This window comes from Paenibacillus assamensis DSM 18201, from assembly GCF_000422445.1.
In the GTDB taxonomy this organism is placed as follows: Bacteria; Bacillota; Bacilli; order Paenibacillales; family Paenibacillaceae; genus Paenibacillus_B; species Paenibacillus_B assamensis.
Genome location: NZ_AULU01000010.1, coordinates 17,519 through 32,697 on the forward strand (window position 1 = coordinate 17,519; position 15,179 = coordinate 32,697).

Annotated in this window: 15 protein-coding genes; 12 read left to right on the forward strand and 3 right to left on the reverse strand. The window is 39.7% G+C overall.

Annotated features, from left to right (window positions below; all coding sequences use genetic code 11):
* Positions 1-124: 124 nt before the first annotated feature.
* Positions 125-1,186 (forward strand): MerR family transcriptional regulator, encoded by a 1,062-nt coding sequence (locus H580_RS0106140; protein WP_028593995.1) that lies wholly within the window; start codon positions 125-127, stop codon positions 1,184-1,186.
* A gap of 99 nt (positions 1,187-1,285) precedes the next feature.
* On the opposite strand, the gene sspI is transcribed toward H580_RS0106140, so the two are convergent.
* Complete coding sequence (sspI, locus tag H580_RS0106145) at positions 1,286-1,507, reverse strand: small acid-soluble spore protein SspI (RefSeq protein ID WP_028593996.1); 222 nt, start codon at positions 1,505-1,507, stop codon at positions 1,286-1,288.
* A gap of 172 nt (positions 1,508-1,679) precedes the next feature.
* Here sspI and H580_RS0106150 point away from each other — a divergent pair, with 172 nt between their 5' ends.
* From H580_RS0106150 to H580_RS0106180, 7 genes are all read left to right on the forward strand, one after another.
* Complete coding sequence (locus H580_RS0106150; RefSeq protein ID WP_028593997.1) at positions 1,680-2,348, forward strand: potassium channel family protein; 669 nt, start codon at positions 1,680-1,682, stop codon at positions 2,346-2,348.
* A complete protein-coding gene (locus tag H580_RS0106155) occupies positions 2,345-3,181 on the forward strand; it encodes a TrmH family RNA methyltransferase (protein ID WP_245583504.1) in 837 nt (278 codons plus the stop codon). Before H580_RS0106150 ends, H580_RS0106155 begins: the two co-directional genes overlap by 4 nt.
* Positions 3,182-3,607: 426 nt before the next feature.
* A complete protein-coding gene (locus H580_RS0106160; RefSeq protein ID WP_028593999.1) occupies positions 3,608-4,021 on the forward strand; it encodes a BlaI/MecI/CopY family transcriptional regulator in 414 nt (137 codons plus the stop codon).
* A complete protein-coding gene (locus H580_RS0106165) occupies positions 4,021-5,904 on the forward strand; it encodes a M56 family metallopeptidase (protein WP_028594000.1) in 1,884 nt (627 codons plus the stop codon). Before H580_RS0106160 ends, H580_RS0106165 begins: the two co-directional genes overlap by 1 nt.
* Before the next feature lie 259 nt (positions 5,905-6,163).
* Positions 6,164-6,922 carry a hypothetical protein gene (locus H580_RS0106170; RefSeq protein WP_036604792.1) on the forward strand — a complete coding sequence of 253 codons (759 nt, stop codon included), beginning with the start codon at positions 6,164-6,166 and terminating at the stop codon, positions 6,920-6,922.
* Positions 6,923-7,616: 694 nt separating this feature from the next.
* Positions 7,617-8,615 carry an amidase domain-containing protein gene (locus H580_RS0106175; protein ID WP_028594002.1) on the forward strand — a complete coding sequence of 333 codons (999 nt, stop codon included), beginning with the start codon at positions 7,617-7,619 and terminating at the stop codon, positions 8,613-8,615.
* A 480-nt stretch (positions 8,616-9,095) separates the two neighbouring features.
* Complete coding sequence (locus tag H580_RS0106180; protein ID WP_028594003.1) at positions 9,096-9,500, forward strand: hypothetical protein; 405 nt, start codon at positions 9,096-9,098, stop codon at positions 9,498-9,500.
* A gap of 80 nt (positions 9,501-9,580) precedes the next feature.
* On the opposite strand, the gene H580_RS0106185 is transcribed toward H580_RS0106180, so the two are convergent.
* The gene (locus tag H580_RS0106185) at positions 9,581-10,675 is read right to left on the reverse strand and encodes a sensor histidine kinase (RefSeq protein ID WP_028594004.1); all 1,095 of its coding nucleotides are present in this window, start codon (positions 10,673-10,675) and stop codon (positions 9,581-9,583) included.
* A complete protein-coding gene (locus H580_RS0106190) occupies positions 10,672-11,400 on the reverse strand; it encodes a response regulator transcription factor (RefSeq protein WP_028594005.1) in 729 nt (242 codons plus the stop codon). Before H580_RS0106190 ends, H580_RS0106185 begins: the two co-directional genes overlap by 4 nt.
* A 166-nt stretch (positions 11,401-11,566) precedes the next feature.
* On the opposite strand from H580_RS0106190, the gene H580_RS0106195 reads away from it, so the two are divergent.
* The 4 genes from H580_RS0106195 (at position 11,567) to H580_RS0106210 (ending at position 15,163) form a co-directional block, all read left to right on the forward strand.
* Positions 11,567-12,295, forward strand: a complete 729-nt coding sequence (locus tag H580_RS0106195) for an ABC transporter ATP-binding protein (RefSeq protein ID WP_028594006.1) — start codon at positions 11,567-11,569, stop codon at positions 12,293-12,295.
* Positions 12,288-12,992 carry an ABC transporter permease gene (locus tag H580_RS0106200; protein ID WP_028594007.1) on the forward strand — a complete coding sequence of 235 codons (705 nt, stop codon included), beginning with the start codon at positions 12,288-12,290 and terminating at the stop codon, positions 12,990-12,992. Before H580_RS0106195 ends, H580_RS0106200 begins: the two co-directional genes overlap by 8 nt.
* 87 nt (positions 12,993-13,079) lie before the next feature.
* Entirely contained in the window at positions 13,080-13,955 is an 876-nt protein-coding gene (locus tag H580_RS0106205) for a DUF4097 family beta strand repeat-containing protein (RefSeq protein WP_051217291.1), read from the forward strand.
* 194 nt (positions 13,956-14,149) lie between these two features.
* Positions 14,150-15,163: a siderophore ABC transporter substrate-binding protein gene (locus H580_RS0106210; RefSeq protein WP_028594009.1), complete on the forward strand. Its 1,014-nt coding sequence runs from the start codon at positions 14,150-14,152 to the stop codon at positions 15,161-15,163.
* The last annotated feature ends 16 nt before the right edge of the window (positions 15,164-15,179 follow it).

The window sequence follows — 15,179 nt, forward strand, 5'->3', positions numbered from 1 at the left end:
GGGGATTATGCGTTTTATTTTACCTATGAAAAAAATAGAAATTAATGCTTTACGTTGACGTCGCGTCAACGTTTACAATACATATATCACGTGATAACGACAGGATGGATGGGGTGACGTCACTATGAAAATACAAGATGTGTCGCGAATGTTAGGAATAAGTACACGCTCGATTCGATATTACGAAGAACGTGGATTGTTGGCGCCTATTCAGAAGGAAGATAACGGATACCGAACATTTAGAGTGGAAGATATAGAGCGGTTAAGGTTAATTAGCTGGCTGCGGGAGTTAGGGCTTTCCATAGAAGAGATCCGCAATTGTTTGGATAAAGCCTTGGCAGGCGATATGGCAGCGATAAGAATACATATGATGCGGCGACGCAAATCATTTGTAGAGGAAATTGTTCAGCTAAAGCTGCTGGTTCAGCAGATGGACCAATTGATTCACATTTCAGAAGATACGGAAGGGGAAATCTTTTTTATGACGCTGGAACAAGCGGCAGAACAAGCAAAGCGCATCGATGCCATGCGCAATGCATGGGAAGATCGATGGAATTTTGATAGTCAGGCAGATCATTATGATGAAAAAGTAAGTAATGTTGGGGATGATGCTTATCACGTTCATGCAGATTATAAAAAAGCTTTGGAGCGGGCTTGTGAGGAAGCCAGAATCGAGCCTGGAAATAAAGGACTTGATTTGGGCATCGGAACTGGAAATTTATCAGCACGCTGTGCGGAGAATGGAGCGATAATGACTGGTATTGATCAGTCTGAGCAGATGCTCAATCGTTGTCGGGAGAAATGGCCGGCGTTCAGACTGCTGCTCGGCAATATGATGGCCTTGCCTGTTGTAAATGAAACGTTTGATTTTGTTGTATCAACTTATGCGCTTCATCATTTGACGGATGAGCAGAAGCTGATTGCGCTGCAAGAGATTGACCAAGTACTTGTTCCTGGGGGCAGGGTAGCTATTTCTGACGTTATGTTCGAAAATGAAGCTCATCGTGAATCTTATTATACGATGCTCAAGCAAGTGGGACGAGAGGATGAGATCAGGTGGATCGAAGATGAATATTATGCGGATCGTTCTAAGCTGCTCGACTGGTGGAGGGCAAACGGTTATGAAACAGGAGCAGAGCAGTTAGGCGAATTGGTTCATCTCGTTTACGCGACGAAATCAATATAAGTTAGACAGGACACGGCATGCGTAAGGCAATGCCGTGTCTTTTGCTTGGTGTAAAGTATGTTATTCGTGCCTATCGTTAATCGACGAATACGGAAGTTTTTACGAAGGGGAGTTACTGAGCTTTTGCTGCAAAATTTGAATAAATTGCTGTTTCTGTTCAGCACTGCTTTGTTTCCAGATGACCTCGAACAGAACACCTAGCCCAGGCAGAGCTCTCTCATCGCCATCCACTGATCCGACAATCATATCTTCGATGTCTGCATCTGATTTATCCGTTACTTTTTGAATAATAGCTTGGCGCAAGTTAATAAGTACGTTCACGGGACAACCTCCTTTTGCAATGATCCTTTATAGCTTAACCTTATTGACGGTGATCCATGTATGCGAGGGCTGTATAAAGGAAAACTATACGTCAGAGCGCTTGGGACAGGCCTTGTTACGCTGTGTTATAATAAAGGCAGCATGTAACTGAAATGAACGGGAAGGTGAACCGATGGCAGTCAAGAAGCAATATGCGATAATTGGCATGGGCCGCTTTGGATCTAGTGTTGCTAACAGCTTGAGCAAAATGGGCTTTGAAGTATTGGCGATCGATTCAAGTGAGCAGAAAATACAAGAAGTAGCGAGCATGGTAACACATGCGGTGTCGGCGGATTCCACGGAAGAAGAAGCGCTTAAGGCGCTTGGCATACGCAATTTTGACGTAGTAGTAGTTGCGATTGGGCAGGATATACAGGCGAGTATTTTGACTACACTCATATTGAAAGACCTCGGTGTACCGATGCTTGTAGCAAAGGCGCAAAACGAGCTTCACGGCAAAGTGTTGAGTAAAATTGGCGCGGACAAGGTCATATTCCCAGAGCGGGATATGGGAACGCGTGTCGCACATAACTTAATTTCACCGAACATTATGGATTATATCGAATTGTCTGACGATCACAGTATTGTAGACATGCGTGCTTCGACAAACATGGTTGGACAGAACTTAATTGAGCTGGATATTCGTGCACGCTTCGGCTGCAATATCATGGCGATCAAAAATAATGGGCATATTAATATTTCACCATTAGCTGATTATCGTCTTCGTGAAGGGGATGTGATGGTCATCGTCGGTCAAAATGATCATCTTAATAAATTGGAGTTGGCATTGTCGGAATTATGAGTACATCATTTATAACGATTACATCAGTAAGTAACCCACGCGTGAAGCAGTGGGCACAATTGCAAGATCGGAAGTTCCGCAACCGCGAAGGGCGCTATATCGCCGAAGGCATTCATTTAGTACAAGAAGCGCTGCGTTCTGGCGCACCTGTAGAGAGCGTTGTGTTTGATCAGGAGCGAGGGCTGCCTGCGGAATTGACTTCCTACTTGAAGGAAACGGGAACAGAAGCAAGTGTAAGTGCAAGTGCTGAACCCATTGAATGGATTGCGGTTACAGATGCGGTCATACGCAAGTGCACAGACGCCGAAACACCTCAATCTGTGTTTGCGGTTATGCGCAAGCCTGAATTGAACTGGAGACAACTGTTCGAGGCAAAACAGGCATTGGTTGTCGTTGTGGATGGTGTGCAAGATCCGGGTAATCTTGGTACCATTATTCGATCCGCAGATGCAGTAGGCGCGACAGGCGTGCTTATTGGCCGCGGAACGGTCGATGTATATAACAGCAAAACGGTTCGTTCTACGATGGGCTCGATGTTCCATCTTCCTGTCGTAGAGGGTGATTTGTTGGAGCTATTGCCAGAAGCGAAGCAGCAAGGCGTATGCGTTGTAAGCACAAGCTTACAAGCTGAGCACTCTTGCTATTCCTTCGACTTCCGTCAGCCGACTTGGTTCGTTGTCGGCAATGAGGGTAAGGGCGTTTCGCCGCACGTGCAGTCGTTGGTAGACGAGTCTGTTATTATCCCGATGCAGGGGAAAGCGGAGTCGTTGAATGTTGCTATGGCGACAACGGTGCTGCTGTATGAGGCGATGAGGCAGCGGCATTATAGATAATAGGTAGTAAAAGTGGATAAAGGGAGTTCTAAGCAGTATTTGTACTATGGGGCTATGAAATAGTTGTGTCCGTGGATATCGTGGCATAACTATCATATTATTCTCGTGATTTTTCGCATGCCGTTTGGCTATGCATAGGATAAAACTTTTATAAGCCTATACGTGTATAAGTTGAAAAAAAAGACTGGGGCAAGGGTATAGTGGTTCTACTATCTTTGTCCCAGTCTTTTTTACATTCATGATTCCAGTGTCAGGGAAAATCATATAGATTCAGGGAGAAATGCCGCTGTTGAGTAGCATAATTTTAGCGTGAATCCATTTACGGCAGAAAGCATGTTGACAACGAACAACTACATTTGTAGTATCAATATATAACTATAGCTGTAGTGTTATTGGTTTTTTAATTTGATGTTGGAGGTTTCATGGATGACACAACAAACACCACTCATTACGGATGCGGAGCTGGAAGTGATGCGTGTACTGTGGGCTAAGCCCAATTGCCCTTCCAGTGAGGTCGTGAATCAAATGGCGGATCTTATGGGTTGGAGTCCAAATACGACTAGAACGCTGTTAAGCCGACTGGTACAAAAGGAAGCAGCGGGCACGAAGCCAGAAGAAGGCTCGAAACGCAGCTATTTATTTTACCCACTGATTAGCGAGCAAGAGTATTTGCGCTCTGAAACGAAATCATTTATGAAAAAGCTGTATGGTGGATCATTGAAACCGATGCTAGCTAATTTCCTACAAGATAAAAAGTTAAATGCAAAGGAAATTGAGGATTTGAAGGCTTTATTTGATGAAACTGGAAGCGATGATCAACAAGGGAAGAGAGAGAACTAATGAGTCCAACCTTGCATGCAAGCTTAATGGAGATTTTTGATTGGGTTATTCGTGGATCAATAATGGCTGGCATTCTAGTCGTACTTGTACTTACCCTGCAATTTCTGTTGAAAAATAAGCTTGGAGCGAGATGGACTTATTTGCTCTGGCTGCCTGTGGTGATTCGTTTGCTGCTCCCATGGGCACCAGAGTCTTCGCTTAGCTTGTACAATATGCTGCCTGCCAATGCCATAGAACCTGAGTTGCAGCAAAGTATTGCTCCAACTGCTGTAGATAAAAGATGGCAGGCAGAGGGGATAAAAGAGACGGCGTATGATAACGGTAACTCTCACCGTTCGGAGAATAACCATTTTATTGTGAGTGGATCGTCTATGTTGAGTTCTCACGATCCATTTGAATCGGAAAGTAGTCGCGATAACAGCTCTTGGTTGAGTTGGAATATGAGCGTTGTAGATACGTTTATGCTGGTTTGGCTTGCAGGTGTATGTGTTCTTACGCTAAAGACGATTTATGATCAGCTTCGTTTGAAGCGAGCGCTGCGAGCGGGTCGTGAGGTTACTTCGCCACGTTTATTAGCAATGTTTGAGGAGACGAAGCGAATATTCGGTGTGACAAGGGATGTGCGTTTTATAGCATCTGGCCATCTGCCTGAGCCAGCTGCGGTCGGTTTTTTTAAACCTGTAGTAGCTATATCGCCTACGCTGCTTATCTCCTTGAAACAGGAGCAGCTGCAATATATTTTGGGGCATGAGCTTGCTCATATTAAGCGCTGGGATGTGGCGGTGAATTGGATACTGCACATTGTCCTTATTTTACATTGGTTCAATCCATTGCTATGGCTGGCTTTGCGTAGAGCACGACAGGATCAAGAGATGGCTTGTGATGCTTGTGTGCTGGATCGGCTTGGTTCCATGCCAAACCATGTCTATGGGCAGACGATTATTCAAGTACTGGAGTATTTTTCAGGAACTAAACATCGGCCAGGAGTAGCTGCCCTATCAGCTACGCATAAGCAAGTGAAAAAGAGATTACTAATGATCAAACATTTTCGAAAAAAATCATATCAGTTGTCGGTATTCGGCATTGCTACGATTGTTGCGCTTAGCAGTGTGACGCTCGTAGATGCGAAGAGCAAGGTGACGTTGGTAGATGAGACGAGCAGCAATGCTTTGTCGATACCCCAAGCCCCCCAAGCCGAAGGGATGGACATACATATAGAGCAGCCTCAGCGACCAGCAGTTGTAGATAATGAAGTAGGTATGGCTAATATCCAATTGCATGATAAAAAGTTTATCGATAACGAGATCAAGCGGGTAAAAGCATTGGTGAAAGAGTCTGGTGGCGGCTATGCCATCTACTTTAAAGATAAGCAAGTGAACAACGGGCATCGTTTTAACTTTTATGGGGATATGGATGGGAAAACATTTTCGACCTATGAGGATTACATAAATAAAGCTGCTAGTTTGGAGAGTTCTACTATACAGCAGCCTGCAAATTTGCCAGAAGGATTTGAGTTTTCTAGAGGGGAGATTAGGATACCGCTAAAGTTCTATGATGACTTAAGAGCTGAAGGTAAGAAGAGTGGGAAACCTGTGTACAGCAAGAAGTTTGAATGGAAAGAGACGGCAATTCAGCTTGCATATACGAATGGAAAGGATGAGCTGATCCTCAATCAATATACAGCTGGTCCTGAATACCAGAAGCTAAAAGGGTTCGAGTACGAACAACCTTATGACAAGCGAACAAGAAAAGAACCTGATTCGAACATTCCAAAGTACGTATTTTGGTATGGGACAGGTACATACTATTACAGCATTTCAACGAATTCTGATATGACGAGGGAACAGATGATTGAAATACTGAAAGCTTCTGTGAAAAAGTAAAATAAGCTCGATATAGTGCGTTCGTGTAAAAGCTCATGCAGTCCAAAATAGGACTAAATGGGCTTTTTTTGTTCCTTGAACAGACACGCTGGGCTTAGAGGGAGAACGAGTGATGTTATTAGGAAGCAAAAAAATTAAATTTATTTCCCAAAAATAGGTTGACAACAATTAACTACAGTTGTAGTATATCAATATCAACTACAGATGTAGTTAATAAGCGTGTGAAATGAACACATGAGAGGGGCGAGTAAAAGTGAATATGGGAACAAAAGTAGCAATTGCGACATTGAGCAGTATTTTACTGTTTGGTTCTGTGACGAGTACGAAGACAGAAGCGATATTTTCCACATCGAATCAACAATCAATGGCTAAAAAAGCAGCAGAAAAGGCACCGACGGCAGAGGAGAAGAAGCATATAAAGAGTGAGATGAAGAGAGTTCAAGCTCTTGTTAAAGATCCAAGTGATGTTTATATTATGGTGTTTAATAAGTTTAGACAGTTAAATAGTGGAGTTCCCTTTCGTCCTTTCAGCGATTATAAAGGGAATCGATTTACTACATATGAAGATTACGCTAAAAGAATTACCCAGTTCAATAATCCCGTCTTGCAGCAGCCCTCCAATCTGCCAGAAGGATATAAATTTGTCAGCGCGCGAATTGAAATACCATTCGAGGGAAAGTTTTTCGATGATTTGCTGGAAGAGGCTAAAAAGAGTGGGGAAATCGTGTACACCAAAAAGATGGATTGGACAGAAGTCGGGAGAGCCCATTTAACCTATACGAACGGGAAAGACGAGTTGACTATTAATCAGTATACGGCGAGTGGGAACTATCTCAAGTTGAAAGGTTTCGTTTATGAACATCCCTATGATAAGAAAAGAAAAAAAGCTCCAGACCCGAATACACCAAAATACGTGTTCTGGTATGGTACCGGTAAATACTATTATAGTATTTCAACGAAAGCTGATATGAAGAAGGAACAGATGATCGAGATCCTTAAAGCCGCAGTAAAGAAATAATTGCATAGGTGTGGAGACATAGTCACTGGTATTATTTTAACGCGAATTGAGTTTTATAGTCTCTCAGGCCCTATAAGGGTAGTTACATTGCTGGTACAAATAGGTTCTTTGAGATAAATGCATACTTTTGTATGGTATAACCAATCGATGGGTGTTATCATCGGGCATTCCTTTACTGACATGCTCATGGTAATGCCTTTTTTCCTTAGTGCTTTATATATATCAGTTCTATAATTGCGCTACTACATATGAGTTCTATCTTTTAATTTGACTACAGTATGACAACTTTGACAAGGTACTAAGCTATTAACTCTTGATTATGTAGTTCGAGATAGTGAGAAAAGGTGCGTAAAAGATTTTGTCCAATTATGTTGACAATCGACCATTAATTGGTTTAATCTGGGATTATATAGAGCAAACTCCTGATAAACTTCATGTTACTCTATTCTGTAGTAACTTGTGAGTCACTTCTTATTTACCCCACATGTAAAAAACTATCATCTCAGACCAACGGTTATTTGAAACTTCTAGATATTCCTTATTAAATATATAGCGCATTTTTTGAGTTATTTCGAATATCTCTACCATTCGTTTTTTCACTGATTTTTTGTAATGTCAATTAAAAAGAGGAGGTGAGAAATGAAAAGTAAGCATGTAATTGAAGTTGCAAGATAAAAAAAATTGGAGGTGTAGTATGAAGAGACTAGTTAAACTAAGTTTATTGTCCCTAACAATTGCCTTAACCACTACATTTGTAAGTTTTTCTTCAGTTAGTGCCAGCAATGAGAAGACGGTACTGCCTGATAAAGAATCTATTGTTAAGTTCTATGAAGCAAATAATGAGATTTTTTATGATCATATTCCTCTTGATATTAAGACTCAGTATCAAAATACAATCTCAAAAATTGATAAGATATTAGAACATCAGCCTGGAACAATAACTTCAATATCTCCAAATTTCAGTTTAAATTACTACTATAATTCGATAAAGCTAGGTGTTAGGTTAGATTTGAATAACAATGATGAATTTGCTCAAGAGGTAGATGCATTAACATCAGCCATCGGGAAATATATTATAAAAAATGACGTGCCGAGTCTTCTCGAAGAACCAACTCCTACAACCTTCGGTCCAAATCCACAAAATGATGAACTCGTAAAAATTTTACTTAATGGTAGTGGATATAATACAACTAACGCTGTTAATTATGCTTTAAAATGGACAGAAAATGGCAAGGAACTTCGTAATTCTAGCTATGATTACTATGCGGGATTAAATGATTGCACAAATTTTGTATCACAAGTGCTTTACGCTGGCGGTATATCTATGATCAGAAATGATAATTTTGGTTATGACTACAATGACCCTGATAATTGGTACTACAAAAATGCATTTAATGACCCTCCTAGCCATACATGGGGCGGGGCTCATAATCAGTATGTACATTTCCAAAATCATAGTACAAATGTAACACGTGCAAATTATTTTCAAGATTTAAAAGTGGGGGATGTAATTCATTGGGATACAGCTCCTAATGATGGAAAATTCCATATTGGTCACACGACTGTAGTAACGAAAATAGACAATAAAGGTAATATTTTTTTAACATACCATACTTCTGATAAAGAAAATGAGCCAATTACTACTCTCACAAATTTAGGATGGCCAGCTTACGCTTGGAAAGTTAATCATTGATAATTCGCCGTGCAGGAGATAATACTCCTGCCTCTTTCTTTAGGGGAATTTTTATGACAGCCTTTATTATTTTCTTATATTTAAATTTTCTCAATGAATGTAAAGCAATAGGGGGAAGTATAGAAGAAAGTAATGTTAATGCAGCGTTATCGCTACCGTGTACGATTATAAACAATTTATAGAGGGAGTTAACTTAATAAATCCTAAACATCCTCCAAAAGATAAGAAGGAATATGTTACAGGAACTTTGTCTCCAATGCTATAGTAACTGCGCTAGGTAAGATTCTGATTTCATATGAATACTTGATAAAAACAGAGTTGGATCAAGAAATACTTAAATTAACTACTGACCTTGGAGTAGCTGGTTGAGATAAAAAATAGGCCATGGTTTCATATATGTATGTAAAATTATAAATGAGTTTAAAGGGAAAGTAATAAAGTGTAAAATATCAATTTCATCCGTATAGGAGGAGATATAAAATGATTGAATCTAAAAAACAGAAGATTGTAAAGTCAAAAAAAGTTAGAAATCTAGTAATTGTTACAATTATCTTTTTATTAACTATTGGAGTACTTGTAGGGATAAACAGTGACGCAATTTTTCAAGAAGGAAATCCTGTTCCTTTGTTTTTATCAATAGTAAAGCTTAATTTTATTAACGAAGAGATTGTACAGTTTTCAGAGCAACCTGAGAAATATGTAATGAAAATCGATAATAACGAAGAAATATTCAAAAAATATATGAGAGAAAAAGGTTGGGTCTATCAAGATAAATTGGGGGCAGGTTTGATTTTTGAAAAAAACAAAGAGAAAATAACCATTACTTCACGTATGTATTCAAAAGAATATATTATCTACAGCATTCCCTCTGTGCAAACGCAATAAAAATAATAATCTAATTGCTCATAGGAAAGTCTGGGCTCTCCTAAATAATTTTTTTGGGACAGCCCAGATGGTATCAAGTATCATATTTTCGGCAATTTAATCTCAAATGATGTCCCTTTCGAAAGCTCGCTCGTTACAGAAATGGTTCCTTGATGAGCTTGAACGAGCTTATTAACGATCGCCATACCTAGACCAGTTCCCTCTGTAGAAGCATCCGTTGTGGTGCCGCGGTAATATTGTTGAAAAAGGTTGTTTACCATCTCAGTGGACATGCCTACGCCGTTATCGGTAATGCGAATAACTGCAGCATCGATTTCATGAAGTAGCTCGATATAAATATCTGTATGTTCAGGGTTGTGTAGAATCGAGTTCATTAAAATATTTTGCAAGATGCGATGCATGAACTTGGGATCGAACTCAACTTGAATTTCAGGTGTGTCTGTCTTGAAATGCAGCCTATAGCTGCTTGCTTGCGGATTGTTACTAATGTCGGCAACAACTCTTTTCGTGAATTCTACTATATCTAGAGCTGTCTTATTTAACAATAACATTCCGTCAACATGGTTCAGTTGCAAAACAAGACTGAAATCTTGGATTAACTCCTCCATGTGTATCCCTTTATGATGAATCTCTTGAAGAAAAGAATGGCGCTCTTCCTTCGACCACTCATACTGTTCATTCAAAAGAAGTGTTGAGTAGCCGGTAATATAGGTTAGGGGTGTTTTCAAATCATGCGAAATCCCCGCAATCCATTCTTGCTTGGCTTGTTCAATTTTCCGTCTTTCCTGTTCATTAGCCTGTAAAGTAGAAGCCAGAGCTTGGAGCTGCTGCAGCACTTCTTTATATAGAAGATAGCGCATGCGGAGCTTTCCCTTACGAGTATAAATGTTCTTCAAACCTACAGGCTTCTCGTAATGGTGCTTCGATAGTTGATAGATCCAACTCATAATAAATCCGATCGGACCGCCAAAATACCATCCAAACAATCCAATACAAATGACCGTGCTGCTCCCAAAAATCCATCCTACAAGCATGCCCTCTGTATTTTCATTCACAATAAGGCCAAACAGAGGAAAGATGCCTTCTATAATGATGATCATGCTAAGGGCAGATGCCAGTATCCAATGTACAAGTCCTAATGCGAGATGAACAATAAATCGAGTGGTTATTCTCATTTGCGTTCCTCATTAGTTGGGATGAATTTGTAGCCAATTCCTCGTAAATTGACAATTATCTTTGGATTTCGTGTATCATCTCCGAGCTTTTTCCGCAGCTTGGCGATGTGGATTGTAACGGTCTTCTCCTCGCCAAACGCATCGTTTCCCCATACAAATTCATACAGTTGAGCAGTTGTGAAAATACGATTGGGATGTTTACAGAAGAAATGCAGCAGTTCGAGCTCTTTGGCGGTGCATTCCACAATTATGTTGTTAACAGTTAACGTTGCAGAATCGGGATCGTAGGTAAAGCAGCCATAATCAAATAAAGCACCAAGCTGCTGCTGGTGCGGTTGTTGTGTAATCTCATACATTCGCTGCCGCCGCAAAATAACTTTAATTCTTGCTATGACTTCTAAAGGATTAAAAGGTTTCGTAATATAATCGTCCCCGCCAATTCCCAGCCCAGTTAATTTATCGAAGTCTGTAGAGCGAGCACTAATAAAAATAATAGGTGTGTTCGTTAACTTTCGTATTTCCGTACAAAGTTCAAAGCCGCTTAGATCAGGAAGCATAATGTCGAGCAGTATAATATCGTAATTATTTTCTTTAATACGCTGTAAGGCATCTTTGCCTGTAGCTGCGGTTTCGATCTGCGTGAAATGTTCTTTCTTGAGCGTAATTTCCAACAGCTTTAAAATACCTACTTCATCATCAACAGCTAATATTTTTGCAGACTCCATAGAGTGTATCCCTCATTTCTCCTTCACATTATACCAATTAGATTTTTGAAATGGATTCTCTTACTCAAAATATTACTAGTAATTTCCCTGCTGTTTACTTGGTTTTTACTTTCAAGGATTAAGCTTAAGGTAACAAATCGATAGGGGATTAGGGGGAATTACAAAAATGGAATCGGTCATTCGCATTAGACAATTAGGTAAGACGTACAAGGGAATTGAATCGGTATCGAACGTGCATATGAACATTAAGAAGGGTGAAATTTACGGCTTTTTAGGTCCAAATGGAGCAGGGAAAACGACCGTAATGAGGATGATTTTAAACTTAGTCAAGCCAACTTCTGGTGAGATTATCGTGTTAAATGAGATTGTACAGCCTACCTCGTATCTGTATTTAAAGAACATAGGGAGTATTATTGAATACCCTGTGTTTTACGAAGCGTTAACGGCCTATGAGAATTTAGAGCTGCATTGTGAATATGTGGGCTATTCTCATAAAGTAGCAGTTGAAGAAGCGTTGGAGATTGTCGGCCTGCATCGTGTAGGAGACAAAAAGATTTCTGAGTTTTCGTTAGGAATGAAACAGCGATTAGGAATAGCTAGAGCAATTGTGACAAAGCCAGACATTCTTATTCTTGATGAGCCGATAAATGGGCTTGACCCCATCGGTATTAAAGATATACGAGAACTGCTTGTTCGTTTAAAAGAGCAGCTTGGGGTAACGATCCTCATTTCAAGTCATATCGTTTCCGAGATTGAATCTATCGCCGATACGATTGGTGTTATTAACCGTGGTCGACTATTAAAAGAAGTGAAGATGGATGAAATCAGGGCACAGCATAGCAATCTAGAACAGTATTTTTTACAGCTTATTATGGGAGATGACCAACATGCTTAAATTAATGAAATTAGAGTGGAAGAAACAACGCGTAAACAGTTACTTTAAAGCGCTAATGATTTGTATCGTGTCAATTTTTGGGGCAGTTTCGCTTATGGCATGGACTTCTGGAGAAGAGATTGAACCGCTGTTTCCAGATTATGCAGAGCTTATGAAGTTGACGAATGTATTTATTCGCATCGTGTTTATTATTTTCTCAAGTGTGCTCTTGTCCCGCTTAGTTATTGATGAATACAGAAATAAGACGATTCAATTGTTATATACGTATCCGCTGCAGCGGAAAAAAATCATTCAAGCAAAGCTAGCGATTGTTTTTGGCTTCTGTTTTTTTAGTATTATTCTCACATCTATCATTATCAATCTACTCGTATTGTCCCTTAATCCAATGTTTCCATTTTTTGAGGCACCTGTTCATGTCGGCCAGATGGTGGCTTCTATTCCGACTACGATATTGAACGCATTTATGATCGCGGGAATAAGTTTAATTCCTATATATTTTGGCATGCGAAAAAAATCTGCTCCGGCAACGATAACTTCGGCTGTATTGATTGGCTTCCTGATTAATTCAACCGTTTCGAACGGGGGCACTTCGGCGAGCTTATTCCAGTTCATTGCCGTGCCTATTGTGATGTGCCTTGTAGGTCTTATAATTGGTTATCTTTCTTATTATAAATTGGACAAGATCGATGTGGCCTGACTAGAAGTGGAGTGTATATATAGTGGTGCGTGTTGTAGCAATTCCAGCGAGCCGAACAATGAACGAGTAGAAATGGAGAACAGGAAGATGATGAAACGAGCATTTTTAACAATGTCTATCGTAGTGATAGCTATAATGGGGTCGGCATGCAGTATGTCAGGATCAGCAGGACATTCGTTTGAAACGGAACAAACCTTTCAAGTGGGCGATATTGAAGCGATAGAAATTGAAAATGAGTCCTGGGATATTGATTTCAATAGAACAGACTCCAAACAAATAACGATTTCAGCTGTAGGGGAAAAAAGGGATGAGCAAAGTCAACCCGTAGTAATAAAAAAGGATGGGAATAAATTAATAGTTACCCAGCGAGAAGAAAAGGTCGGGTTTATGGATTATTTTACTTTTAACAAAGAAGAGACAATCTCGATATCTATTCCTAATCACGGAGTGGACAAGATCACAGTGAATAATCGAAATGGCAATGTTGGATGGAATGATGTTGCCATTGATAATATTGTCCTTTCCAATGAGACCGGCACAACAATCGTGGAGGGGCTCACAGCAGATACAGGACAATTTACTTCCGAACACGGGGAATTAAGTATGAAGCGCAGTTCAGTGAATGAGTTAACCATAGCTTCCACTACAGGAGACAACGATATAAACAACGTGACGAGCTCCAGTATGAAAATTACGAACAGAGATGGAACGGTTTTGGTTAAAGATGCAAATGAAAGTGAGTCCTTAGTTGTACAAACCAAGTCGGGGGATATCATGGTTTCGTATAAAAAAGCTCCAACTTCATTAGCAGTTAGTGCTAGTAGTCACATATCAGATATAGCTGTTCAATTGAACGGCTATAAGGAAACAAAAAATACAAATCAATCTAAATCAGGCGTGATTGGTAAAGGTGTGAATAATCTGGAGCTTACAAGTGAATATGGAACGATCGATGTGCGTTAAGGTATATCTCCCTTATATTCGGTTCTTGAGAAATAAACAAATTTAGAAGCTGTTTACTTAGATTTGGGTTGATATTATTTTTTGACCTGTTATAATTGAGTAGAAAATGAAATTGATAATCATTATCATCTATGTTATCAATTCAATCTTTTGTTTGTCTATTCATTTTATATATCAGGGGAGAGATACAAGAAATGAAGAAGTTTACATTCACTGTCTTTATGGCCATTATGGTTGTAATGTTGGCAGCTTGCTCGAACTCAAGTAATGAAGCTAGTAAAATGGAAACTGCTGGGAAAGCAAACGAGGCTGCTAAACCTGCAACCGTTCAAATCACTGATGCGCATGGAACGGTTGATGTTCCTGTAAACCCTAAAAATGTAGTTGCTTTGGATAATAGAACATTTGAAACGTTAGCGGATTGGAACATTGAGTTAGCAGCTGTTCCAAAGCCTATCATGACTTCCGATTCACCATATGTGACTAATGAAAAAGTTAAAGATGTTGGAAATCACCGTGAACCCAATCTTGAAGTTATTGCGGCTGTAAACCCTGATCTTGTCATTGTTGGTCAAAGATTTGCTGGCTACTATGAAGATATTAAAAAACTAGTACCAGAGGCAGCTGTAATTGATCTGAATGTTGATATTTCTAAGGACGCTCAGAAACCTGGAGAAAACTTGGTAAATGGACTTAAAAATTCTACAATTACGTTAGGGAAAATTTTTGATAAAAATGAAGAGGCTAACAAATTAGTAGCTGATTTTGATAAAGCTATCGCAGATGCTAAGTCTGCCTATAATGGAAAAGATAAAGTGATGAGTGTTATCGTTTCTGGTGGAGATATTGGTTATTCAGCTCCTAAAAATGGACGTGTTTGGGGACCCATGTATGAGATTTTTGGATGGACTCCGGCATTAGAAGTTAAAGCGAATACTACCGATCATCAAGGTGATGAAATTTCTGTTGAAGCGATTGCACAAAGCAATCCTGATTGGATATTCGTATTAGATCGTGATGCTCCAATCACTGGTGAAACGAGTAAAGTTCCTGCTCAGGATGTAATTGATAAATCACCGGCACTTCAAAAAACAACGGCTGTTTCTAAAGGAAATATCGTTTATGCACCAGCTGATACGTACCTAAATGAATCTATCCAAACGTACTTGGAATTGTTTACAAACCTTGCAAACACATTAGCTAAGTAGTGTAAAGGAGTATAAC